The following is a 26430-nucleotide window of genomic DNA, read 5'->3' on the forward strand; positions in this document are numbered from 1 at the left end:
TATTGTACACTATTTCCCTGCAAAGATAAAAATTAAACGTTTTTTACATATTCAATGACATAATTTAAAGCGTCATTTACTTGTTCTGGATTTTTCCCACCAGCTTGTGCCATGTCAGGGCGACCGCCACCTCCACCGCCGCAACGGGTAGCAACTTCTTTCACAATATTACCTGCGTGATATCCTTCTTTTGTTAAGTCACTTGAAACGCCTGAGACGATATTAACTTTCGCACCATTCACTGCAGCTAAAACAACTACTGCCGGAGCTAGTTTTTGTTTCAATTCATCAACCATTGTTCTTATAGAGTTCATATCACTTGCATCAACTTGTTTTGCAAGAACAGAAACTCCATTTATTGTTTGCACTTCATTGATTAATTGACCTGCTTCAGCATTGCTTAATTTAGCATGCAAGGATTCATTTTCTCGTTGTATTTGCTTCATTTGTTGTTGCAATGCTTCAATTTTTGAAGGTACTTCTTTCATATTTGTTTTTAAGTGGCTAGCAGCTTCTTTTAAAAGCGTAATTTGTCCATTCATTTCTTCATATGCATTTCTTCCAGTTACTGCTTCGATTCGGCGTGTTCCTGCTCCAATTCCAGATTCAGAAACTATTTTGAATAAGCCAATTTCCGAAGTGTTTGAAACGTGACAGCCTCCACAAAGCTCTAAGCTATAATCAGCTACTTGGACAACGCGAACTTCTTCGCCATACTTTTCACCGAATAAAGCCATCGCTCCCATTGCTTTTGCTTCTTGCAATGATTTGTTAGCTATTTCAACAGTGATATTCGCCCAAATTTTTTCATTTACGATTTGCTCGATTTTTTCCATCTCTTCAGCTGTAACTTGACCAAAGTGTGAAAAGTCGAATCGTAAACGATCAGGGGATACTAACGAACCTGCTTGATTAACATGTGTCCCTAGAACATCTTTTAATGCTTGGTGCAGTAAATGTGTAGCTGTATGATTTTTCACGATGTCGTTACGCTTTTCTTTATTAATTTCCGCTGTAACAGCATCATCTTTTAACAGCTTACCCTCGATAACTTTTACAGAGTGCAAATGTTGACCATTTGGAGCCTTTTTCACACTGACAACTTGTGCTTTAAAGCCTTCCCCTTCAATTGTTCCTTGGTCAGCTACTTGCCCACCACTCTCAGCATAAAAAGGTGTTTCACTTAAAATAATTTGTCCTTCTTCCCCAGCATTTACTACATCAACATATTCATTGTTTTGTAAAAGGGCAACAACTTTCGTTTTTAGAGAAGCTGTCTCGTATCCAACGAAGCTACTTTCAACATGTACATCACCAAGAACACCGCTTTGTACTTGCATCGAGTCAACATCTTGACGTGCTGAGCGTGCGCGTTCCCTTTGGCTTTCCATTTCTGCTTCAAAGCCAGCACGGTCAACTGACAAGCCTGCTTCTTCAGCATATTCCTCTGTTAACTCATATGGGAAACCATACGTATCATAAAGGCGGAATGCATCTTTCCCAGAAATTGTTTTCGAGCCGTCTTCTAGTGCTTTCTTTTTTAATTCAGCAAAGATTGCTTCCCCATCATTTAATGTTTCATGGAAACGTTCTTCTTCTGTTTTAACAACCTTTTGAATAAATTCTTGTTTTTCTTTCACTTCAGGATAGAACGCTACCATAATATCTCCTACTAAAGGAACTAGTTCATACATAAACGGACGTTCAATTCCTAGTTGCTTTGCAAAGCGAACTGCACGGCGTAATAAACGACGTAATACATAGCCACGGCCTTCATTTGAAGGAAGAGCACCATCACCAACTGCAAACGTAACTGTACGGATATGGTCTGCGATTACTTTAAACGGCATTGTGTTGTCAGAGTGCATCTCATAAGTAACACCAGAAAGCTTTTCTACCTGTTTAATAATTGGCATGAAAAGGTCTGTTTCAAAGTTTGTTGGCGCATCTTGAATGACACACGCCATTCGCTCAAGACCCATCCCAGTATCAATATTCTTTTTCGGAAGTGGTGTATAGCTACCATCTGGATTATGGTTAAATTGTGAAAACACTAGGTTCCAAATTTCTAAATAGCGCTCATTTTCGCCACCAGGGAAAAGCTCAGGGTCGTTCGGGTCATTTCCAAAAGCTTCACCTCGATCATAGAAAATTTCCGTGTTCGGTCCACTAGGACCTTCTCCAATATCCCAGAAGTTTTCTTCTAAACGAATAATGCGCTCTTTCGGTAAACCAACTTTAGTATTCCATAATTCAAATGCTTCATCATCTTCAGGGTGAATCGTCACAGATAGCTTTTCTGGATCAAAGCCAATCCATTTTTCATCCGTTAGAAATTCCCAAGCCCATATAATTGATTCTTCTTTAAAATAATCACCAATCGAAAAGTTCCCTAACATTTCGAAAAACGTATGGTGACGTGCAGTTTTTCCAACATTTTCAATATCATTAGTTCGAATAGATTTTTGTGCATTACAGATTCTAGGGTTTTCAGGAACAACTCGTCCATCAAAATATTTCTTTAATGTTGCTACTCCACTATTAATCCATAATAATGTTGGATCCTCGAAAGGAACTAATGAAGCTGAAGGCTCAACCGAGTGGCCTTTTTCTTTAAAAAAGTCTAAAAACATCTGTCTAATTTGAGCAGAAGTTAAGTTTTTCATACCTTTTTCCTCCTTCAATTATGTAAAAAAAAATAAAAAAACTCCCATCCCTAAAAGCAGGGACGAGAGATAACTCACGCGGTACCACCCTGATTACAAACAACAATCGTTTGTTCATCACTTAAGTAACATGTAACGGTGTTTAGCCGGCAGGGTTTTTCCTGCATTCAGGATTAGCTTTCTGTTAACCTTCATTTAGAATTTCTTTCAGCCTAGGAAATTCCTCTCTAATGTGCTATTTAGCACGAAAATGGGCTTTAACATACTGGGTCCTTCATCAATTTCCACAATAATTTAGTTCATATGCCGATATTATAGACAAAGCAAATCACATTTGTCAATGTTTCTGATAATGAGCGAAAGTGTGGAGTACGATAACTTTTGCAACTGCAAGAAATGGAACGGCTAAAATTAAGCCAATAATTCCTGCAATTTCACCACCTAATAATAAAGCAAAGATAATTAAAATAGGATGCATGTGTAAGCTTTTTCCGACTATTAATGGAGAAAGTAAATTACCTTCTACAAATTGCAAGCCAAAAATAATTACGATAACAATTATTACAGACTTTATTGAAACGGTGAAGGCAATAATAACTGCTGGAATAGCTCCTAAAATAGGTCCAAAGTAAGGAATAATATTTGTAAGTCCGATAATTATTCCTAGTAGTACTGGGTAGGAAATGCCAGCAAGCCATAATGAGATTGTTGCTAAAATACCAATGAGTAAACAAACTATTAATTGACCCCTAATGTAACTACCGAGAGAATGGTTAATGTCACGCAATAATCTTTTTAAACTTCTCCGATATTTCCGAGGTGAAAAATACCAAAACACCTTTTCTACTAACGGATAGTCTTTTAGTAAATAAAATACTACGAATGGGATGATTGCAATAATAATTAAAGAATTAAATATTCCCTTCACACTATTGATGACCGTATTGATGACTGTATCTAAATAAGCTTCTGTCCCTTGTAGACGTACATGAATTCTTTCATGGAGTGCATCTGGTAGTTGGTCAGTTGAATGATTAATATTTGTAATAAAAGAACGATACGTTTCAACAAAAGTTGGTATATTGTCATTCAAATCTTTTAATTGTCCTGTTACATACGGTATACCTTTAAATAATGCATAGCCTGTTCCACCAAAAAATATGCTGTAAATTATTATGATAGATAGTGGTCTAGGCAGACCGTGCTTCCGCAACTTTTCAACTATTGGGTGAAGTAAATATGTAATTAACGCTGCAATGAAGAAAGGTGTTAGCACTGTGACTGCGATAGAAAGTACAGGTTTCCAAAGTGGTGCTAACTTTAAAAAAACGTAAATGCAAATTAAAAGTAAGAGTACGTTTGTTATTTTTAATAAATGGTTTATTAACCGTTCTCTCGTCATTTACGCATAACCCCCCCACTTTCCTTTTCTATGTAAAAAGAAGCCCGCTTTTCAGCGGGCTTTACTATTAAAACATTCCGCGCATCATTTTTTTACGCAGTTTTTTCATCGTTCTTGTCTTCATCATATTCCCACGGCCTTTTGCCATGTTTGACGCTACTGCTCCTAATCCGAATGCTATTAAAGAAGTCATTGATTTTCTCATGATGTTCACCACCTATGATGTTACATTTCGAATGTCATATCTTCCTCTTCAAATAAATCATCAAGTGAACTTAATGAGCCGTCTTCTTCGACTTGGTGTAAAGAAAACTTATTTTCATTCACTGATAATTCAATAAAACATCCCCAACAATAATATTGGTTAACTCCTATTTTCCCTAGATCTTTACTATTACAATTCGGGCACAACATCGAAAGGGCCTCCTCTAAGCTATTTCATGTGGACGAATAAAACATCCTTGCCATAGACGAGCGGTTTATCAGTTTTGACTACCTTTCGTCCTTCTTTCAAATCTGCAAAAAATCCTTCCGTCACTTCATACCCTAGAATTGTGCCCAACTCTTCATTAAAATATACATCTTCAATTAGCCCAAGTTTTTCACCTTCGGCTGATAATAAAGGTTTCCCATATATCCCGCGATGAGGGTGCATGAAAGAGTGTGCTTTTTTATTATGACATTGCAAGCAGTCTTCACTTTCTATCATTACACCATCATTTCCAAAAGCCTGTACAAGATCGATTGGAACCATCGCTTGTTTTGAAAACCAGCCTTTTCGATTAATGACTAACCCTTTAATTGTGCCCTCATTATTTAAGCAAAGATCTTTTACAGAACCAATTGCTTTTCCATCATTTAATTGAAAAACAGGTATCTCTTTTAAAAGTGAAAATGTTCGCAAAGACTTATCCCCACCTTCCCGAACATTTATAGTTTCTGCTATTTTTCAATTATGATGTTGGACTAATTTTTCCAATCTGCTCTTGAATATTTTGAGCAAGCATCGTTTGTCGTTTCCCTTTGTTATTATCGCTTACTGCTTTGGCAAAAGCGTGACGTTCACCACAAAGAATTAAAAAATCCTTACTTCTCGTTATTGCTGTATACAATAAATTGCGTTGGAGCATCCGGTGGTAACCAGAGATCATTGGTAAAATAACAATCGGAAATTCGCTCCCTTGAGATTTATGGATGGAACAACAATAGGCGAGCATGATTTGTTGTAATTCTTTTCGTGGATAGACAACTTCTTTTCCATCATAATCAACGACAACTTGGTCTTCTTTTTCTGTATTTTCTTTTGCAAAAAATATTGAAGTGATTTCACCAATATCCCCATTAAACACTTGCTGTTCAGGGTTGTTTACAAGTTGTAGTACTTTATCTCCAGTACGAAATACTCTTGTTCCCGCTTTTAATTCACGCCTTTTTTCTGCTGGTGGATTAAAAAGTGCTTGCAATCGTTCATTTAAATAATCAATTCCTGCATCACCGCGATAGATAGGAGCTAATATTTGGATATCTCTTGCTGAGTATCCTTTATTAATGGCATTTAAACACACTTTCTCGATAACATCTATCACTTGGTGTTGTCCACATGGAAAAAAGCTGCGATCTTTTTTCTGTGATTCAAGCGAGGTTATCGCACCGTCTTTAATTTCATGAGCCAGTTCAATTATTGAACTCCCCTCTTCTTGACGATAGATGTCCTTTAACGTAACAGTTGGCAATACTTTTGAACGAAGTAAATCTGCCAAAACTTGCCCTGGACCTACCGAAGGAAGTTGATCTTCATCACCTACTAAAACAACTTGAATGTCATCCGGCAATGATTTAAAAAGATGATTCGCTAGTGGTAGATCGACCATCGAAACTTCATCAACAATTAGTAATTTACCTTCAATCTTATTTTGCTCATCCTTCTCAAACTGATCACCCTTCCAACCTAACAAACGATGAATGGTAACAGCAGGTATTCCTGTCGATTCATTCATTCGTTTAGCTGCTCTTCCAGTAGGTGCAACGAGTACTATTGGAAAAGGCTCTCCTTTTTTGTAATCGGCAATGTCTAAGGAAACACCATGAAGTTCAGAATAAAGCTCGATAATTCCTTTTATAACCGTAGTTTTACCAGTACCAGGCCCACCCGTTAATAGGAGAAATGGTGACTGCAATGCTTGCTGTATGGCTTCCACTTGCGATTTTGCATATTGCACATTAATCCGCTCTTCTAATTCACCAAGTGCTTTATAAAAATCATCCTTCGCAAAATGGTGAAATAAATCATTATTGCTAGCTAATTCAACAATTTTATCTGTCAGTTGCGTTTCTGCATAGTAAAGGCTAGGTAAATAAACTTTATCTTTAGCAACAATTAGCTTTTTTTCTTCTCCTAAAGCTATTATCTCCCGGGCAATATCACTTTCTTCAATTTTATTTACTTGTGCTGAGAGAAGTTGCCGAGCAGCAATGATTTGTTGTTCTAACGTTATGTAAACATGCCCTTGTTGTTTTGAAGCTTCTTGTACAATAAATAAGCACCCTGCTTGAATTCGTTGTGGGTGATGTGGGGGAATTCCCATATTTTTCGCGATGTCATCGGCACGTTTAAAGCCAATCCCTTCAATATCATGAATTAGCGCATACGGGTTAGTATTAATAATATCGAGCGCTTCCATTTTGTACTTTTGGAAAATTTTCATTGCAATACTCGGTCCAATGCCATAAGGCGTTAAGACTTCCATGATTTGTTCGAAACCTTGATGTTCGTGAAGTTTTTCCACGAACTCTTTTGCTTTTTGTTCCGACAAACGAGGAATTTCTTCCAGCAAACTAGGTGTAGCCATAATTTTTTGAATTGCGTTTGTTCCAAATTTTTCAACAATCATTTCTGCTGTTTTTTTACCAACACCAGAAAACAAATCACTAGATAAATATTGCACGATTCCTTCTTTCGTATCTGGTAATTCTTTCTTTGCATCCGTTACTTGATATTGCACTCCGTATTTTTCATGATTATTAATGGCACCATAAAAAATATAAAGGTCCGTTTCAGTTAAAATTGGAAACGAACCTGTTACGACTATTTCTTTTTCTGAAATACCTTCGTTCGTTTCCTTTATGTTTATTTTGGCGATTGTAAATAAATTTTCTTCATTGTGATAAATAAGCGCACGAAGTGTCCCTTTAATAAAGCTTCTTTCATTCTCATTGTTATGCTCCACCATTTTGAACACTCCATCCCCATTTTTAATGTTGTTTGTTCTTCATTTCCTCTACCATCTTTTTACCATTACCAGCAAGCAAATGGTCTGGTTGAATATCAATTGCTTTTTCAAAAGAAGCTAATGCCATTTCTAGATCATCTTTGAATGCATAAGCAACTCCTAAGTTATAATAGGCATCAGCATGGTTTTCCTCAATTTGTACTACTTTTTGAAATACTGGAATTGCTTCGTCAACTTGCTCTAAATGTGCCAGGCACATTGCATACTGAAAACGAGCTTCATTGTCATCTTCATTTAACTCTAGCGCATGTTGAAAATTCGGAAGGGCATGTCTAACATTGTCATCTTGCAAATTTGCCATCCCTAACATGAAGTAAATATCTGCTTCCTTTAAATCATTTTCGATCGCTTTTTTATAAGCGACAATCGCTTCTTTAAATTTGTTAAGATTGTATAATGTATTACCTAAGCCGAAGTATGCTGTTGCTGCTTTTTCATCAAGGCCAATAGCTTTGTGATAAAAGTTAACTGCTTTGTCTAACTCGCCTACTGCGCTTAATAAGTTCCCAAAATTAATGTATGGAATTGGATCTTCTTTATTTTCTTCAATTGCTGAATTAAAGGCATTTGCCGCTTCCTCATACTTTCCCTCTTGCATATATTGAATTCCTAAATGATTATAATCTGTCATCATTACTCGCTCCTCGTTGCGTTTTTTTTAGTATACCATCTCTGTAAAACTTTGCGTAAAAAAGAAAAATCAACTCACATGAGTCGATTTCTCTTCACTTTTTTATTATAAATACGTTAATTCCTTACCATCTTTATAAGCTTTATCAATTGTCGCCCCACCAAGGCATTCGTCTCCATTATAAAAAACGACAGCTTGACCTGGTGCAATTGCTCTTACTTTTTCTGCAAAGATTACTTCTACATTATTTTCATCGAGCGGATTAACTGTAACTTCTGTATCAGCTTGACGGTAGCGGAACTTAGCAGTACAAGTAAATGATTCTGTAGGACCCTTATCACTGACCCAGCTTACATGTGTTGCTGTCAATTTTTCGGAATATAACTTTTCATTATGAAAGCCTTGTACAACATATAAAACATTTCTTTGTAAGTCTTTTCCAGCAACAAACCAAGGTTCACCTGACCCGCCGATTCCAAGTCCATGACGTTGTCCAATTGTATAATACATGAGACCATCGTGCTTGCCCATTACTTTTCCGTCAAATGTTTGCATTTCACCTTTTTGCGCAGGTAAATAACTGCTTAAAAATTCCTTGAAATTACGTTCACCGATAAAGCATATACCAGTACTGTCTTTCTTTTTAGCCGTAGCCAATCCTGCTTCATCTGCAATTTTTCTAACTTCTGGTTTCGGAATTTCTCCTAAAGGAAACATTGTTTTGGAAAGTTGCTCTTGTCCTAATTGGTTTAAAAAGTACGTTTGATCTTTATTTTCATCAACGCCACGTAACATTTTATACTCGCCATCTTCAAACACTACACGAGCATAGTGCCCTGTTGCCACATAATCGGCACCTAATGTTAAGGCATGGTCTAAAAATGCTTTAAACTTAATTTCTTTATTACACATAACATCAGGATTTGGCGTTCTACCAGCTTTATATTCATCTAAAAAGTAGGTGAATACTTTTTCCCAATATTGCTTTTCAAAGTTAACAGCAAAATATGGTATCCCAATTTGATCACAAACTTTTCTAACATCTTCGTAATCAAGGTCTGCTGTACATACTCCATTTTCATCTGTGTCATCCCAGTTTTTCATAAAAATTCCTACCACATCATACCCTTGTTGCTTTAACAAATATGCTGTTACTGAGGAATCTACGCCACCAGACATCCCAACAATGACACGGGTTTGCTCAGGCGATTTAGTTTTAGGTTTAGTCATGCAAACCCCTCCATTCTTTTATTTTTATACTGCTGTAATTCGCTTAACAATTTGCGCTACTTTCGTTGCAACTGTTGCTATTTGTTTTTCTGTATTTCCTAATCCAAAGCTAAAACGAATCGCTGCCATTACTCGCTCATCATTTTCCCCATACATTGCTGTTAATACATGCGAAGGTTTTAAAGCACCAGCAGTACATGCTGATCCACTTGAAGCTGCAATTCCAGCTAAATCAAAATTCATTAATAAAGATTCTGCTGTTGTGCCTGGGAAGCTAACATTAATGATATTTGGTAATGAATACTCTTGATGACCATTAATATGATATTCTATTTCCTCACGATCAAAAATAGCAATCATCATATCACGATATTGTTTATATGTTCTTACTTTTTCTTCTTTATTCTCACTTATTAGCTTTACAGCTTCTTTGAGCCCGGCAATAGCAGGGACATCTTCAGTTCCTGCCCGACGCTTTCTTTCTTGTTCGCCACCAAAAAAATGTGGCGTAAAAGAGACGCGAGGACGACTATATAAAAATCCAATTCCTTTTGGTCCATTAATTTTGTGACCAGAAATTGATAATAAATCGACTTGTAAGTCTTCCACATCTATAGCAATCATGCCATATGCTTGAACAGCATCTGTGTGAAAAAGAATATCGTGCTCTTTTAATAGTTGTCCAATTTCTTTGATAGGTTGCACTGTACCAACTTCATTGTTTGCATACATGATTGATACTAAGATAGTTTCATCTGTTAGTGCATGTTCAAGGTCTGTCACCGAAACTCTGCCTGTTTCATCCACTGGCAAGTACGTGACAGAAAACCCGAGGCTTTCTAAGTGTTTACAACTATTTAAAACAGCATGATGTTCAATTTCAGTTGTTACAATATGCTTACCTTTATGACTGTTGGATTTAGCGGCACCAATGATCGCTAGATTGTCACCTTCTGTACCACCACTTGTAAAAGTAATGTCATGTGGGTGTGCATTAATACTTTTAGCTATATAGCTTCTTGCTTCATCAACAACTCTTCTCGTTTCTCTGCCGAAATGATGGATACTTGAGGGATTTCCAAAAGCTTGATTCATATATGGTATCATCTTTTCAATAACTAATGGATGTGTCGGAGAAGTTGCTGCATGATCTACATAAATTCTTTCCATTTCCATGTTCACCTCTTGTTTAGTTTAAATATAGAACATGTATGGTTCTTGTTCACCATCATTTGTATCATTTGCTAAATCCTCTAAAGTAGTATTATCTAATACATCCTTAACTGCATCACGAATACGTAGCCAAAGCTTTCTTTTCGCCGGCTCTTCATCATCCATCACTTCGACAGGACTAATTGGACCTTCTAATACACGGATAATGTCACCAGCAGTAATTTCATTTGATGGTTTGGCTAAAATATACCCACCATATGCTCCTCGTATACTTTTCACTAATCTTGCATTTCGAAGTGGTGCTACTAACTGCTCTAAATAATGTTCTGATAAATCATTTTCTTGTGCGATTACTTTAAGTGGAGTCGGACTATCTGTATTTTTCTTAGCTAAAGCAATCATTATCGTTAATCCGTATCTTCCTTTAGTTGAGATTTTCATTTACTTCACCTCTTTTTACTATGAAATTTACGAGTTGTTTACTTTGTCGTAAAGATATTTCTACAATTGGACCTAAGCTTAATGCAATTAACACTGTGCCAAAGCCAACAGGACCGTCTAATAACCAACCGAGAATTAGCACAGTGATTTCCATCCCACCACGAACAATTGACACGGACCAATTTGTTTTTTCACAAATGGCTAACATCAAACTATCACGTGGTCCAGCTCCAACATTTGCAGCTATGTACAGTCCAATTCCATAAGCTAAAATGATGATTCCTGTTAAAAACACAATGACTTGCGATACAATATGAGTAGGTGCTGGTAATAAAAAATAAAAGAAATCAATAAAGAGACCAATTAAAACCATATTTGCAACTGTTCCAAGTTGCGGTAACTTTCTATTTAAGAGATAACTAATCCCAAGTACCACAAAACCAGCAATAATGGACCAAGTACCGATTGTTAAACCTAACTGTTTAAATAAGCCATAGTGAAACACATCCCATGGTCCAATTCCTAATCGTTTTGCTTTGATCGTTAATGTAACGCCTAATGCTAATGTCATTAAGCCAATAATAAATATAGACCATCTAATGATTAATTCTGTTTTATTTTTCAAAGTTCACATCTCCATAAAAAAAGTGAAAGGGTAGAGTCCTTTCAAGCTGAAAAGTCGTTTCAGTCTTTGCTATTATAGCATGATAATACTAATCATGCATTCATACAGTCTCGTTCAGAAAGGAAGCTTACAATGGATTTATTCGACGTTGTTAATAATGAAAACAAGGAAAAAAGAGGTCCTTTAGCAAATCGCATGAGACCAAAGTCACTAGACGAATTTTACGGTCAAAAACATATAGTCGGTAAAGGCACATTGCTTCGCCGTGCAATTGAAGCAGACCAATTAACACCAATGATATTTTTCGGCCCTCCAGGAACAGGGAAAACGACGTTAGCAAAAATCATCGCTCGCTCAACTGATGCAATTTATGAACAATTAAACGCAGTTACTGCTGGAATGAGTGATATTCGCGGCATTATGGAACGTGCCAAAGAACGCGCGAAATTTGAAGAGAAACGAACGATCTTATTTATTGATGAAATTCATCGTTTTAATAAAGCACAACAAGATGCACTATTACCTTTTGTTGAAGATGGAACCGTAGTGTTAATTGGAGCGACAACTGAAAGTCCTATGTTTGAAATAAATCGAGCACTTTTATCTAGGTCAAGATTATTTCAGTTTCAGCATTTAGATGATAATGATATTGAAGAAGTCTTACAACGAGCATTAACAGATAAAGTAAGAGGATTTGGCAAGCAAAGCATTTCTATTGAAAACGAGGCCATGAAACATTTAGTCAATATCTCGAACGGAGACGCCAGGACAGCTCTAAATGCTTTAGAGTTAGCAGTAATATCAACAGAGAAAGATGAAAACAATGTCATAAATATTACTCTAGCAATTGCGGAAGAGTCCATTCAAAAAAGAGTAATAAACTATGATAAAAATGGCGATAACCATTACGATACGGTTTCTGCGTTCATTAAAAGCATAAGAGGATCTGATCCAGATGCCGCCCTTTACTATTTAGCGAAAATGCTTTATGCAGGTGAAGATCCAACCTTTATTTGTCGAAGATTAATGGTTCATGCTGCAGAGGATGTCGGGATGGCTGACCCTAATGCTTTATTAATCGCCCAAGCTGCAACACATGCTGTTACATTCATTGGTATGCCTGAAGCTAGAATTCCTCTAGCAGAAGCAACTGTATATATAGCAACTGCGCCAAAAAGCAACGCCGTTTATGAAGGGATTAACAAAGCATTTAAAATTGTGGAAAATGAACGAATGGGTGAGATTCCGCTTCATTTAAGAGATACACATTATAAAGGTGCAAAAGAATTGAACAATGGTAAAGGATATAAATACCCTCATGATTATGAAAATGGTTTTGTAAAACAGCAATACTTACCAGACCATTTGCAACATAAATCCTTTTACACTCCTACGGAACGTGGCTTTGAAAAAAATATAAAGAAAAGATTACAATTCTTTAAAAATGAGCCAAATGAAAACAAATGATCAACGTATTTTATCTATTTTAATAAAAAACTAGTAAAAAAAGTAAAAGATACGTATATTCACCTCTCTATTTGGCAATGTTAATAGTAAAATTTCATGAAAATGGAGATGGTGAGAATACTATGAAAGTTAGACAAGATGCATGGTCCCATGAAGACGATCTACTATTAGCAGAAACTGTATTACGTCATATTCGAGACGGCGGCACACAACTCCAAGCATTTGAAGAAGTTGGCGATCATTTAAACCGCACTTCAGCTGCGTGTGGTTTCCGTTGGAATGCTGTCGTTCGCAGAAAATATGAGCAAGCTATTTCACTAGCAAAAAAGCAAAGAAAAGAACGAAAGCGTGCGCTAGCTAAGCAGCAAGCAGCTGCAAATGATAGAAAAACGTATCAAAATCCACAAAGCTTTTCAGCTTTTGAGTTTGGTGAAGAATACATCCCTTTATCTGAAAGAAAATCGCATACATCTGAACATAAGGAGGAACAACAATCTACTGTCGTTAATCAAACTAGCAATGAAAAGCAAGAAAGAGAGATGTCAGCCTACGGTTCTAATCGGACTGTGCAAACTGCCGCTAATATGAATGGTAGTACAACGGCGAATGAAATGTCACTAAAAGATGTCATTGCCTTTTTACAAAACTTAAACTACTCTAACTCATCTTCACAAAAGCTACAGTTAGAGAATGAAAGATTAAAGCAAGACTTACAATCTCTACTTGACGAAAACGAGAATTTAAAGAGAAAAGTAAAACGTTTAGAGCAAGACCAAGAAACAATTCAAGAAGATTATCAATCATTAATTAAAATTATGGATCGCGCACGACGAATGGTTGTCTTTTCTGACGATGAAAATGTGTCGTCTACTTCATTTAAAATGGATAAAAACGGGAATCTTGAAAAAATCGCAAAATAAAGAGGCTCGAACGAAAAGTTTATAAGAATAGAAAGAACCGAACACATTCAGATTTACGATCTGGATGGTTCGGTTCTCTTTTTCTTAAGAAAATATAATAAAATACTCCGTCAAAATCCTTCGCTTTCCACGGGCCCGGCCTCAGCCTCCTAAGAAAGAAAGCAAACTCTTCTTTCTTGCGGGGTCTTCGGACACGGGCTTTCCCGTAGGAGTCTCTGCTTTTTGACTTCGCCACATCTTCTATTTTCTCCAAATATAAAGTTCCTCTTTTGCAAGAACTTTAGTTTAGACCCATTCTCTTTTTCTATTTAAGTCGTCGGTGACTTCGGTAGTGGTACTAATTGATGCTGAACAGCATGAATTACAGCTTGTGAACGACTTTTTACACCTAATTTTTTAAAAATCTTACTAACATGAATTTTAACTGTTTTATCGCTTATAAATAAATTTTTGGCAATATCTTTATTGCTTAAACCGTTAACTAAACACATTAGTACTTCTTGTTCACGCTCAGTTAACTGTGAATCAGTGTCAGGAATTTTTTGTTGATGGAAATCTATTAATTTTTTGGTCATTTCTGGATGTAAAATAGACTCACCGTTTGCAACCATTTTAATTGCTTCTACTACTTGGTCAGAAGGTGTATCTTTTAATAAGTATCCATCTGCACCTTCCCTTAATGCTGCCATTAAAAATTCATCTTCATTGTGCATCGTTAACATCAATATTTTAACTTTAGGGTAGCGTTTTTTAATTTCAGATGCAGTAGTGATACCATTCATACCAGGCATATTAATATCTAAAATAATAATATCAGGGTTAAAGCTCGGCAGTAATTCTAGTGCTTTTTCACCACTTTCAGCTACTCCAACCACTTCCATGTCTTCTTCCATTTCGAAAATATTTGCAAGACCGTCTCTTAATACTGCATGATCATCAACTAACATAATTTTCATTATTCTTTTCCCCCTCGTCACCTATATCTTTTGGAACAATGCACTTAATTTCAGCACCCTGGTTTTTCTTACTATCTATTTGCAACGTCGCTCCACATCGCTCAGCTTGCTCATTCATACTAAGTATACCAAAATGTGGGTCATTACGTGCTTTTAACATGGCATCAAATAATGAAAAACCAATTCCATTATCTTTTACCTTTAAAAGAACAAAATCAGATTGATAGCTTAACAGTACACTGACTTCTGTTGCTTTCGCATGTTTTTTTATGTTTTGCAAGCTTTCTTTCGCAATATCAAATAACAACTTTTGATTTTTCGTACTTAATTCAAAAGGTGTACCCCGTTCTTCAAACTTAACGATAATTGAACTTTCTTTATTGAAGTCGGCGACCCTTTTTTCTAATGCTTGTTTTAACCCGATAGTTTCAGTAGGGTATGGTCGCAGAGCATAAATGGATTGTCTTACTTCTTTCAAGCTAATTCGCAATTTGCTAACACTATTAGAAATTAAATCATAAGCTGCTTGCGCGCTTGTTTCGAACTTACGTTGTGCTGTTTCTAGGTTCATAACTGCACCAGCAATAGATTGCGCTATACCATCATGTATATCCCGTGCAATACGATTTCTTTCTTCTAAAATCATATTTTTCTCTTGCTCTTCAATTAATTTTCTTGTTTTTAACGTAACTGCTAATTGGTTCACAACTGCCGATAGAAATTGAACATCTTCATTCGAGAAACTAAACGTTCTCGTTCTTCCGACTACTAACATACCGACAACCTTTGATTCAATTTTTAACGGTGCATAGACGATAGATTGTATATAACTCGGAAAGGCTTTCGCCAATGGGCCACCATTATGTTTTTTATTACTGTATACGATGGCTTGTGTTATCGGAATTATTTCTTCTTTAATTTTTTCAGAGAATGTAAAATCCTTTTCAAGCCCATCTTTTATTAAGATTTCCCATTTACCGTTTTGCTCGGCACATAGAAATGCTACATCCGTTTGTAAAAAAGAAAATAAGTTAGGTTTAATCTTATCTATCCAATCATTTGTCGCGAAAGAATCATTAATCTCTGATGTAATAGATACTAATGCATTTAAACGCTCTTTTTCTTGCTGTAGTCGAACAATGATTGAACTTAGCAAGGATAGTCCAAGAAGTGGTGAGAAGAAGAAAGCGTAAGATAAAACGTCAATGTCACCGCGGTCTTGATGTCCTAAAACGATCAGTAGTAAACAATATAAGTAAGATATAAGTGCAACAGATAAGGAAATTAAGAATTTTTGAACCCAATTGGTAAGTGATAACTTTTCAACACGAAATAATAAAACGAAATCTACAAATAGATTATTAATTACAGTATAAGAGATTAATAATACTGTTAAAAAAACAAATTGTTCTTCCAAAGCACTTCCAAACGTTAATTTATTAACTGATGTTAGTAACCCTGTTACTTGTATCGAAAGAATAAAGGATACGATTAATTGGGCTGGATTATATAGGACGACACGCAATGGTCTCCTTAATAACACATTGACTACGGTAAGGACAAGTCCATAAAAAACAATCGTCGTAGACAAGCCATAAATTAGATATAACGTAAAGAGGACTGGAAACCCAATGGATGTTGATACTTTGCCAATAGGCAAGCGAAAATACTCAATCACCCCTAAAAATATGACAAGACATACAAAAATAAAAATGTCTTCAGGTAAGATATATAGGTGTAAGTGGTACGCGTATGCTGTCCATCCCAATACTGTAAGAATGAATATGTATTTCCTTATAATACTTTCTCTTTTATGCATCAGCTTCACACCCTTTCTATTTATATTCGAAAGATATCTAGGTCTTTTGTCCGTAAAATAAACAATACTCTAAATAATTTATCTTTATTCTATTATATATAAAAACCCTCTCTTTTGGAGAGGGTTTTTCATTATCGACGATTTATTGTTATATCTTTCGTTATTTCCGTTACAACATGTCCAGCCATAATTAACCCGGAAACTGAAGGAACAAAAGCATTTGAAGATGGTGGTAGCTTTGCCTTTCTAATCGGAGTATTTTCATTTGTTACGATATCTTTTCTTACTTCTTCACGGATTTTAATTGGTTTTTCATCAGAGAAGACAACATTAATTCCTTTATGGATACCTTCTTTGCGAAGCCTTGTTCTTACTACTTTTGCTATCGGGTCATAGCTCGTTTTAGAGATGTCTGCAATTTTCAGACGCGTAGGATCCATTTTATTGGCCATCCCCATACTTGAGATTATTGGAATGTTTCTGCTTAAGCATTCTTTCATCAAGTGAATTTTGTAAGAAATCGTATCTGAAGCATCTATAACAAAATCTAAACCATGTGAGAAAAATTGCTCATATGTTTCTTCTGTATAAAACATTTTTAAGGCAATTACTTCACATTCTGGATTAATATCCGCAATACGTGCTTTCATTAAATCCGTTTTAGGCTGTCCAACCGTCGAAACTAATGCATGGATTTGGCGATTTACATTCGTTATATCAACATCATCTTTATCAACTAAAACAAGTCGTCCAACACCTGATCTTGCCAATGCTTCTGCAGCGAATGAACCAACACCACCAATACCTAAAACAGCTACAGTGCTATTTTTTAATAAATTTAATCCTTCTTTTCCAATTGCTAATTCATTTCTTGAAAATTGATGAAGCATATATGTACACCCTTCCGAAGTTATTGCTATAAAGCATTTTTATGTAGTTTGTCCATGATGAATATATCATAGCCAGCTTTTCTCATAAAGTCTTATTTATAGGAAAAATAAAAACCTTAAGGAATGTTACTTCCTTAAGGTATGAATTACATGTTCAAGTCCCAACTGTGCCGTCCCGCTTAAGTTTTGAACCTGCCCTCGCAGGTGGGTGCCCTATTCAACTTTTTGTCGCTCTTTATCAAAATGGATAAAGCATGCACGCCAAGCTGAAACCCGGTGCTCCCGTAAAAATGGTGTTGGCTCAAAACTTAAGCTGTTTAACTAACACCTTAGGACTTTTTAACTTAAATAAATCTTATCATATTGTTTTTTTAATTTCAACAAGGAAATTATTTCAATTTTCTTACAACTTTATTTCATTTTTAACATTTAGCCTTAAATGCAAGTCATCTAGCTGTTTTTCGCTAACTGGGCTAGGAGCATTTGTTAATAAATCACTAGCGCTTGCAGTTTTTGGAAATGCAATCGTATCACGTAAATTCGTTCTACCAGCTAATAGCATGACAATACGGTCTAAACCTAAAGCAATCCCACCATGTGGCGGCGTACCATATTCAAATGCTTCCATTAAGAAACCAAATTCCTCTTTAGCAGCTTCTTCCGTGAATCCAAGTGCTTTGAACATTTTTTCCTGGATAGTACGTTCAAATATACGTTGTGATCCTCCACCAAGCTCATAGCCATTTAACACTAAGTCATATGCTTGAGCACGTACATTTCCTGGATCAGAATCTAACATCTCTAAGTCTTCACGTTTTGGCATTGTAAACGGGTGATGTGCTGCGTAATAACGCCCATCTTCTTCATTAAATTCTAATAATGGGAAATCTACAACCCATAGGAAATTTAGTTTTGCTTGATCAATCAAGTTTAATTCGTTTCCAAGTTTTAAGCGTAGTGCTCCTAAACTATCGGCAACAACTTGAGGTTTATCGGCAACAAATAATAATAAGTCACCTGCTTCGGCATTTAATGTTTCACTTAAACTAGTTCCAGTTTCATCGGCGAAGAATTTTGAAATCGGTCCTTTTAAGCCGTCTTCTTCCACTTTCATCCAAGCTAAACCTTTAGCTCCATAAACAGATACGAACTCTGTTAATGCGTCAATATCTTTTCTTGAATAGTTACTTGCCGCACCTTTAGCGTTAAGTGCTTTGACTTTGCCGCCGTTCGATACAGTTGAACTAAATACTTTAAAGGATGAATTTTCAACAACTGCTGAAACGTCTATGATTTCCATCGCAAAACGAGTATCAGGTTTATCTGAACCATATCTCTCCATCGCCTCTTTATAAGTCATACGAGGGAATGGTGATGGAATTTCAATACCTTTAACTTCTGACACAACTTTTGTCATCATTTCTTCCATCATCGCCATTAATTCCTCTGTATCCATAAATGACGTTTCAATATCAACTTGTGTGAATTCAGGTTGACGGTCTGCACGTAAGTCTTCGTCGCGGAAACAACGAACAACTTGGAAATACTTTTCAAAACCAGAAGTCATCAACAGTTGTTTAAAAATTTGCGGTGACTGTGGAAGTGCGTAAAATTCTCCAGGATGCACACGACTAGGTACTAAATAGTCACGCGCTCCTTCAGGCGTGCTTTTCGTTAACATAGGCGTTTCAATTTCTAAAAATTCTCTTTCATCCAAAAAGTTTCTCATCGTTTTCGTAACGTTATGTCTCATTTTAAATGTTTCTTGCATTTCCGGACGACGCAAGTCTAAATAACGATATTTTAAACGCATCTCTTCAGAAACTTCTACATCATCTTTAATGTAAAAAGGTGTCGTCTTAGCTTCATTAATGATTTCTATTCCATCTGCCTTTATTTCAATTTCACCTGTAGGCATATTTGGGTTTACAGCTTCACGAGCTACCACAGTTCCTTTAATAGCGACAACATATTCACTACGGACGTTATCAGCAATGTTTAACGCCTCGCTTGATTCTTCTGGGTTAAATACTACTTGGACAATTCCTGAACGGTCACGTAAATCTATGAAAATAAGTCCACCTAAATCACGACGTTTTTGCACCCAACCATTTAATTGCACTTGTGTACCGATTTCTTCTTTTCTTAAATTACCACATTGATGTGTTCGTTTTATCATCATTATTCCCCCTCTACTTCTTTGATTTCATTTATTACTGAATCTAGTGATAATTCTTGTTGTTCGCCACTTTCCATATCTTTGACAAGAACAACATTTTTTTGAATTTCATCTTCTCCTATAATAAGAACACGTTTTGCTTGAAAACGATCTGCTGCTTTAAACTGTGCCTTCGCTTTACGGTCTAAATAATCTTTATCAGCACTTAGACCCGCTTTGCGAAGTTGGTAAAGGAGTTTTGTCGCTACTTTTTTTGCTTCCTCACCCATCGCAACGATAAAGCAGTCTAACTCCGTCTTTATTGGTAATTCCACTTTTTCTGCTTCTAATGCTGCAATTAGTCTTTCAATACTTAATGCAAAACCAATTCCAGGTGTTTCTGGACCTCCAAGTTGTTCAACAAGACCATTGTATCTACCACCACCACTTAACGTTGTAATAGCACCGAACCCTTCTGCATCACTCATAATTTCAAAAGCAGTGTGATTGTAATAATCGAGACCGCGAACCAAAGTTTCATCGACAACATAAGGAATTTCCATAGCTGTTAAATGCTGTTTTACTTCAGTAAAGTATGCACTAGATTGTTCATTTAGATAGTTAAGAATGGATGGCGCATTGCTCATCAGTTCATGATTGCGATCTTTTTTACAATCTAAAATACGTAATGGATTTTTTTCTAAGCGCTGTTTACAATCGCTACAAAACTCATCTATTCTAGGCTGAAAGTGTTTTATTAACGCTTCTTTGTGTGCGTTTCTACTTTCGGCATCACCTAGACTATTAATAACTAACTTGATATTTTTTAATCCTAACTCACGATATAAATCCATTGCCAAAGCAATTACTTCCGCATCTACCGATGGGTCATTACTGCCAATTGCTTCAATGCCAAATTGAACGAACTGTCTAAATCTTCCTGCTTGTGGTCGTTCATATCGAAACATTGGTCCTAAATAATACAGTTTCGTAGGTTGTGCAGCATTTCCAAATAATTTATGTTGAACAAAAGCCCGGACAGTTGATGCCGTTCCTTCTGGACGTAATGTTAAATTACGGTCGCCTCGATCAGTAAACGTATACATTTCCTTTTGCACGATATCTGTTGTATCACCAACACCTCGTTCAAAAAGTTCTGTATGTTCAAAGATAGGCGTGCGGATCTCCTTATAGTTGTATCGCTCACAAATATTGTGTGCACTTTGTTCTATGTACTGCCATATTTCTGAATCACCTGGTAAAATATCCTGTGTTCCGCGGGGAACTTGAATTTTCATCTATTATCCCTCCAATTTTTTGAAATAAAAAAAACTCTCATCCACAATAAAATATTGTAGGGACGAGAGATTACCCGTGGTGCCACCCTAGTTGAAGCTAAATGCTTCCACTTTCGGTCAGTTAACGCCTGATTACGTTCTACTCCTACTAACAAATACTAGCTTTTCAGAGAGAAACCTAAGAAGTGTCATTCATTAAGCTTCTTTGGAGAAGTGCTTTCAGCCTAGGACACTTCATCTCTTACCAATCCATCTTAACTACTATCTTCATTACTGGTTTTATAAACAAATTTAATTGTTATTTATCATACCTTTATTCTCTTTTTATTGTCAACGATTTTCTAGCCTCTTCCTAATTTTTTCTTAAGCTTTTTTACACTACCTAAATTTAAACCGAATTCCTCTGCTAACTCGTAATTTGTTAACGCTTGTTCCTTTTGTGTAAAATCATGAAAATCAACCCCAAAGAGCTGCTCTGCTCCATTTTGTGCAATTTTAGCTTTTTCATTATGTCTCATAAACATCCACCCTACCCTTTCATTTTTAGAGGAAATTAATCTTTTTCATAGAATGTAATAATAATTTGTTATTTATACTAGTTGATACTTCCTGTAAAATAGTAAATACAATCTAAAATAAGAGAGGAGAACAATTTTTGAAAGTTACTAGTTACCTCCCCTTCATCGTACTTTTTACTATTATTCTTTTTAGTTTCCCAGAAAAAATGCATGCGAATTCAACAATTTCAGTAAGTGTTGACACGCTTAATGTTCGCGAAGATGCTGGAGTTACTTTTCCTATTATTGACCAAATACATAATGGTGATACATACGAGGTTATTGGTGAAAAAGGGACTTGGATTAATATAAAATTATCAGAGAATAAATCTGGTTGGGTTGCATCGTGGCTCGTCGAAAAATCTGATTCGACTGATGGCACGAAGGTATATTCGAATGTAAAAGGATTAAATGTGCGAAGTGGACCAAACACTTCTACTAAAATAATTTCCCAAATTAACCCTGATCAAACATTTACCTACTTAGGGGAAGAAGGACAATGGACGAAAATTGATTTTAATGGCGTGGAATCTTGGGTTGCCTCTTGGCTAATCTCAGTTACGCATACGGAAAAAAATGATAATGTTTTAAAAACAGCAACAATTGACGTTAGTATATTAAATGTGCGAAATGCCCCATCTTTGTCAGCCTCAATTTTAGGTAGGTTGTCTAAAGGAACTACGGTGTCAATCATTGACGTAAAAGATGGATGGTATAAAATTTCTTTTAAAAATGAGTTTGGCTGGATTGCTGGTGACTATGTAAAATCAGCAAGCTCAAAACAAGAAGCAAGAGTTACAACTGATATATTAAATATTCGTAGTGAACCGACAACAAATTCTACGATTATAGGAAAGCTAATAAAAGATAGTATTGTCACGATTACTGCGGAACAACAAGATTGGAAAAAAGTCATCACAGATTCTGGCACAGAAGGCTGGGTTGCAGGGTGGTATCTATCCGATAATAAGGAAGAAATTAAAAATATTCCTTTTGTAAAAGTCATTTATAATGGGACAAATATTCGTTCTGGACCAAGCACGAGGACAGACGTTGTTTTACGGGCTAATAATGGTGAGCAATTCGCTATTGTTAGTAAAGAAGGAGATTGGTATGAAATATCTATTAGTGAAACAGAGACAGCATATATCGCTAGCTGGATTGTTACTACAACCAATTTAATGCAAACTAACGCATCTTCTAGAGCTGTCTTAAAAGGAAAAACAATTGTGTTAGACCCTGGTCACGGTGGAAGAGATAGTGGGGCAATTGGAGTTACAGGGATTACTGAAAAAACTTTAACACTTAGTACAGCAAAATTATTAGCAAAGGCATTAAAAGAAGCTGGTGCAACTGTCATCTTAACTCATAATGGAGAACGCTATGTATCTCTAGAAAATCGAGTAATAACTGCGCATTACAATAATGCCGATGCATTTATAAGCATTCACTTTAATTCGTCTTTTGATTCAAGTGCTGGTGGAATAACAACGTACTATTTTAAAAATACAACCGACAAACGCTTAGCCGAAGCTATACATAAACAATTAATTGCAAAAACAGGCTTGCGTGATCGTGACTACCGCTACGGAAATTACCATGTACTTAGAAGAAACAAACAGCCGTCTGTCTTATTAGAATTAGGTTTTATATCAAAAGGAACAGAAGAAGCTCTTGTAAAAACAAATAGTTATCAACAAACAGCTGCTGATGCTATTTTCCAAGGACTTATAAACTACTTTAAATAAAACAAGATAGTAAAAAAATCCAAACTCATTCAGAATTTCTCTCTGGATGGTTTGGATTTTTTCATTTATTCTTATTAAAAGAATATGATGCGAGGTCAAAATACTTCGCTTTCCACGGGCCTCACATCAGCCTCCACAGAAAGCAACGAATGCTTTCTTATGGGGTCTTCGGACACTGGCTTATCCGTAGGAGTCTTCGCATTTTGACATCGTCGTCTTTTAAATAAACTACAGCGAATCATTTTCTTTTTCTATCATTAATGTAACCGGTCCAACATTTGTAAACTGCACATCCATCATCGCACCAAAGCTACCTGTCTCTACTTGAATTCCTTTTTCACTGAGTTTTTTGTTAAACATATCATACAATTCTTCAGCAATTTCAGGTTTTGCAGCATTCATGTAATTCGGTCTTCGCCCTTTTCGACAGTCCCCGTATAACGTAAATTGTGATATAGATAAGACTTTTCCATTCACATCAATTAAGGAATGGTTCATCTTCCCTTGATTGTCTTCGAAAATTCGTAAATTAGCAACTTTATCTACTACATAGTTTAAAACTGCTTCATCGTCGTTATGAGTAATGCCTACTAAAAGCATCACCCCATGATCAATTTGTCCAACGATTTCTTCATTTACAATAACTTTGGCATCTTTTGCTCGTTGTACTAAAACTTTCATCATAAACTCCTTTTATTGCATCGTACGTCGAACGGTAAAAATATCTGGAATTTGCTTGATTCGCTCGACTACTTTCTCTAAATGACTATTATTATGGATTGCGATCATCATATCAATAGTTGCCATTTTGTTACGGTCTGAACGACCGGAAACAGAGTTAATATTTGTTTTTGTTTCATTTACTGCATGTAAGACTTCATTTAACAAGCCACGGCGATCAAACCCGTAGATTTCTAAAACGACATTATAAAGTTTTTCATTTTGCTTTTCTTCTTCCCACTCAACTTCAAGAAGACGAGTATTAGCATCTTCATTGGCGATATTTGGGCAATCCGCACGATGAACGGATACACCACGGCCTTTTGTTATATAGCCAACAATCTCATCACCAGGAATCGGATTACAACACTTAGATAAACGAATTAACAAGTTATCAATGCCTTTAACAACTACTCCGGCAACAGATCGTTTTTTCGGTTTTATTTCCCTTAGTTCGTTAACTGCATCAACAATCGTTGTATCAGATGATTCCTTTTCCCGCTCTTTGCGTAACGTTTCCGTGAGCTTTGAAGCAATTTGGGAAGCTGTGACACCATTGTATCCAACAGCTGCAAACATATCATCGTCACTAGCAAAATTAAACTTTTTCAAGGTGCGTTCAATATTTTTCGAATGAAGAGCATCCTTCATTTTAAAGCCTAAGTGCTTAATTTCTTTTTCAACAAGTTCCTTACCTTTTGCTACATTTACTTCTTTTTTCTGTTTCTTAAACCATTGACGAATTTTATTTTTAGCTTGTGAAGATTGTGCTATTTTAACCCAATCTTGACTTGGCCCATAAGAATGTTTTGAAGTTAACACTTCGACGATATCGCCAGTATTTAATGCTTTGTCCAGTGGAACAATTTTTCCGTTCACTTTGGCACCGATACAATGATGTCCAATTTCAGTGTGGATACGATAAGCAAAATCTAATGGAACAGATCCAGATGGTAATTCAACAACATCACCTTTGGGTGTAAATACGAAAACGGTATCAGAGAAGAGATCCACTTTTAATGATTCCATAAACTCTTCCGCATTGCTCATATCTTGTTGCCATTCTAATATTTCACGGAACCACTCTAATTTACCATCAAAGGCATTATTGTCCGAATCATTTTTATCTTGGGTTTCTTTATACGCCCAATGTGCTGCTACACCATATTCAGCAATCTTATGCATGTCCTTCGTACGAATTTGAACTTCCAACGGCTCGCCTTTAGGACCAATTACTGTCGTATGAAGGGACTGATACATATTTGATTTTGGCATAGCAATATAATCTTTAAACCGTCCAGGCATCGGCTTCCAGCACGTATGAATAATACCTAAAGCTGCATAACAGTCTTTAATATTTTCAACGACAACCCGAACTGCAAGAAGGTCATATATTTCATTAAATTGCTTATTTTGTATGGCCATTTTTCGATAAATGCTATAAATGTGTTTCGGGCGTCCGGAAATATCTGCATCTATGTGGACTTCTTCTAATTTAGCTCGAATTTCATTCGTTAATTCATCGATATGAAGTTCTCGCTCCGCTCGCTTATTTTTCATTAAATGGACAATACGATAATATTGTTGCGGGTTTAAATAACGTAGTGCCGTATCTTCTAACTCCCATTTAATTGTTGAGATTCCAAGTCGATGAGCTAATGGTGCAAATACTTCAATCGTTTCATTTGCTATTCTACGCTGTTTTTCTGGCTTCATATGCTTTAACGTTCGCATATTGTGAAGGCGATCTGCGAGTTTTATCAAGATAACTCTCATATCTTTCGCCATTGCAACGATCATTTTCCTATGGTTTTCAGCTTGTTGTTCTTCATCTGATTTATATTTAATTTTCTTAAGTTTTGTCACACCATCTACTAACATCGCTACTTCTTGATTAAATGTCGCTGCGATCTGATCTTTTGTTACATCAGTATCTTCGACAACATCATGTAAAAAAGCCGCAGCAAGAGTAACTGCATCAAGTTCTAGATTTACTAGAATTCCTGCAACTTGTACGGGATGTATTATATAAGGATCACCTGACTTACGAAATTGCCCTTCATGAGCTTTTTTCGCAAATTGATACGCTTTTTCTAAAAATGCAATATCATCCTTATTTAAATAGCTATTCGCTTTTTCAAGTACTTGTTCAATGGTTTGCATTTTTTCTTGCGTCATAAAATCACCTTAACCAATTCTAGATATTGTTTTCATTATCAAGAAAAATTGTCTAGATGTAAAGAAAATTCGAGTTTTTTTTCATTCTTTTCAAAAACTGTTGAAAAAATAAAAAAAAAGACAGGAACAAAAGTTTTGCACTCATAGAAAAATCCGAACCCAATCAGAATTTATTTCTGGATGGTTCGGATTCTAATTTACTTAATAATATTAAAATCCTCCGTCAAAAATGCTTCGCTTTCCGTGGGCACGGCCTCAGCC

The 26430-nt window shown here is 36.0% G+C and carries 22 protein-coding genes, 1 other RNA gene and 1 other annotated feature; of the genes, 3 read left to right on the top strand and 20 right to left on the bottom strand.

The window, feature by feature from the left end:
* Window positions 1–32: 32 nt before the first annotated feature.
* The 11 genes from alaS to CIB95_RS05490 form a co-directional block, all read right to left on the bottom strand.
* On the bottom strand, window positions 33–2666 hold the full coding sequence (gene alaS / locus CIB95_RS05440; protein ID WP_094922945.1) for an alanine--tRNA ligase: 2634 nt from the start codon (window positions 2664–2666) through the stop codon (window positions 33–35).
* Window positions 2667–3003: 337 nt separating this feature from the next.
* Window positions 3004–4068, bottom strand: coding sequence for an AI-2E family transporter (locus CIB95_RS05445; protein ID WP_094922946.1), 1065 nt, complete (start codon window positions 4066–4068; stop codon window positions 3004–3006).
* 67 nt (window positions 4069–4135) lie between these two features.
* Window positions 4136–4273, bottom strand: a complete 138-nt coding sequence (locus CIB95_RS05450) for a YrzQ family protein (RefSeq protein WP_094922947.1) — start codon at window positions 4271–4273, stop codon at window positions 4136–4138.
* A 20-nt stretch (window positions 4274–4293) separates the two neighbouring features.
* Entirely contained in the window at window positions 4294–4482 is a 189-nt protein-coding gene (locus tag CIB95_RS05455) for a hypothetical protein (protein ID WP_094922949.1), read from the bottom strand.
* Between the two features lie 19 nt (window positions 4483–4501).
* Entirely contained in the window at window positions 4502–4972 is a 471-nt protein-coding gene (locus CIB95_RS05460; protein WP_094922950.1) for a PRC-barrel domain-containing protein, read from the bottom strand.
* A 49-nt stretch (window positions 4973–5021) separates the two neighbouring features.
* Window positions 5022–7298 (bottom strand): SF1B family DNA helicase RecD2, encoded by a 2277-nt coding sequence (gene recD2, locus CIB95_RS05465; protein ID WP_094922952.1) that lies wholly within the window; start codon window positions 7296–7298, stop codon window positions 5022–5024.
* 22 nt (window positions 7299–7320) lie between these two features.
* Window positions 7321–7989: a tetratricopeptide repeat protein gene (locus tag CIB95_RS05470; RefSeq protein ID WP_094922953.1), complete on the bottom strand. Its 669-nt coding sequence runs from the start codon at window positions 7987–7989 to the stop codon at window positions 7321–7323.
* A gap of 105 nt (window positions 7990–8094) precedes the next feature.
* On the bottom strand, window positions 8095–9219 hold the full coding sequence (mnmA, locus tag CIB95_RS05475; RefSeq protein WP_094922955.1) for a tRNA 2-thiouridine(34) synthase MnmA: 1125 nt from the start codon (window positions 9217–9219) through the stop codon (window positions 8095–8097).
* Window positions 9220–9243: 24 nt separating this feature from the next.
* Window positions 9244–10389, bottom strand: coding sequence for a cysteine desulfurase family protein (locus CIB95_RS05480; protein WP_094923436.1), 1146 nt, complete (start codon window positions 10387–10389; stop codon window positions 9244–9246).
* 24 nt (window positions 10390–10413) lie between these two features.
* Window positions 10414–10833, bottom strand: a complete 420-nt coding sequence (cymR, locus tag CIB95_RS05485) for a cysteine metabolism transcriptional regulator CymR (RefSeq protein WP_094922958.1) — start codon at window positions 10831–10833, stop codon at window positions 10414–10416.
* Window positions 10817–11404, bottom strand: a complete 588-nt coding sequence (locus CIB95_RS05490; protein WP_094923439.1) for a YczE/YyaS/YitT family protein — start codon at window positions 11402–11404, stop codon at window positions 10817–10819. The genes cymR and CIB95_RS05490 overlap by 17 nt, the downstream gene beginning before the upstream one ends.
* Before the next feature lie 186 nt (window positions 11405–11590).
* Between CIB95_RS05490 and CIB95_RS05495 the strand changes: the two genes are divergently transcribed.
* Together CIB95_RS05495 and CIB95_RS05500 are read left to right on the top strand one after the other, a co-directional pair.
* Window positions 11591–12925: an AAA family ATPase gene (locus CIB95_RS05495; RefSeq protein ID WP_094922959.1), complete on the top strand. Its 1335-nt coding sequence runs from the start codon at window positions 11591–11593 to the stop codon at window positions 12923–12925.
* 122 nt (window positions 12926–13047) lie between these two features.
* Window positions 13048–13845 (top strand): RsfA family transcriptional regulator, encoded by a 798-nt coding sequence (locus CIB95_RS05500; RefSeq protein ID WP_094922960.1) that lies wholly within the window; start codon window positions 13048–13050, stop codon window positions 13843–13845.
* A gap of 308 nt (window positions 13846–14153) precedes the next feature.
* Here CIB95_RS05500 and CIB95_RS05510 read toward each other — a convergent pair whose 3' ends face one another.
* The 7 genes from CIB95_RS05510 to CIB95_RS16315 all read right to left on the bottom strand — a co-directional run bounded on the left by CIB95_RS05510 (window position 14154) and on the right by CIB95_RS16315 (window position 21484).
* Window positions 14154–14804, bottom strand: coding sequence for a response regulator (locus CIB95_RS05510; protein WP_094923441.1), 651 nt, complete (start codon window positions 14802–14804; stop codon window positions 14154–14156).
* Window positions 14782–16620, bottom strand: a complete 1839-nt coding sequence (locus tag CIB95_RS05515) for a GAF domain-containing sensor histidine kinase (RefSeq protein ID WP_094922964.1) — start codon at window positions 16618–16620, stop codon at window positions 14782–14784. The genes CIB95_RS05510 and CIB95_RS05515 overlap by 23 nt, the downstream gene beginning before the upstream one ends.
* Window positions 16621–16751: 131 nt before the next feature.
* Complete coding sequence (locus tag CIB95_RS05520) at window positions 16752–17510, bottom strand: tRNA threonylcarbamoyladenosine dehydratase (protein ID WP_094922966.1); 759 nt, start codon at window positions 17508–17510, stop codon at window positions 16752–16754.
* Between the two features lie 154 nt (window positions 17511–17664).
* Window positions 17665–17849, bottom strand: a non-coding RNA gene (ssrS, locus tag CIB95_RS05525) — 6S RNA.
* Window positions 17850–17913: 64 nt separating this feature from the next.
* Complete coding sequence (aspS, locus tag CIB95_RS05530) at window positions 17914–19689, bottom strand: aspartate--tRNA ligase (protein WP_094922969.1); 1776 nt, start codon at window positions 19687–19689, stop codon at window positions 17914–17916.
* Window positions 19690–19691: 2 nt separating this feature from the next.
* Window positions 19692–20966 (bottom strand): histidine--tRNA ligase, encoded by a 1275-nt coding sequence (hisS, locus tag CIB95_RS05535; RefSeq protein WP_094922972.1) that lies wholly within the window; start codon window positions 20964–20966, stop codon window positions 19692–19694.
* Between the two features lie 55 nt (window positions 20967–21021).
* Window positions 21022–21249, bottom strand: a binding site (T-box leader).
* Between the two features lie 58 nt (window positions 21250–21307).
* Complete coding sequence (locus CIB95_RS16315) at window positions 21308–21484, bottom strand: hypothetical protein (RefSeq protein WP_198949161.1); 177 nt, start codon at window positions 21482–21484, stop codon at window positions 21308–21310.
* Between the two features lie 137 nt (window positions 21485–21621).
* Between CIB95_RS16315 and CIB95_RS05540 the strand changes: the two genes are divergently transcribed.
* The gene (locus CIB95_RS05540) at window positions 21622–23271 is read left to right on the top strand and encodes an SH3 domain-containing protein (RefSeq protein ID WP_094922975.1); all 1650 of its coding nucleotides are present in this window, start codon (window positions 21622–21624) and stop codon (window positions 23269–23271) included.
* A gap of 228 nt (window positions 23272–23499) precedes the next feature.
* On the opposite strand, the gene dtd is transcribed toward CIB95_RS05540, so the two are convergent.
* Window positions 23500–23952 (bottom strand): D-aminoacyl-tRNA deacylase, encoded by a 453-nt coding sequence (dtd, locus tag CIB95_RS05545; protein WP_094922978.1) that lies wholly within the window; start codon window positions 23950–23952, stop codon window positions 23500–23502.
* A gap of 12 nt (window positions 23953–23964) precedes the next feature.
* Window positions 23965–26169, bottom strand: a complete 2205-nt coding sequence (locus CIB95_RS05550) for a RelA/SpoT family protein (protein ID WP_094922981.1) — start codon at window positions 26167–26169, stop codon at window positions 23965–23967.
* Between the last annotated feature and the right edge of the window lie 261 nt (window positions 26170–26430).

The sequence above is a fragment of the Lottiidibacillus patelloidae genome (assembly GCF_002262935.1).
GTDB classification, from domain to species: domain Bacteria; phylum Bacillota; class Bacilli; order Bacillales; family SA5d-4; genus Lottiidibacillus; species Lottiidibacillus patelloidae.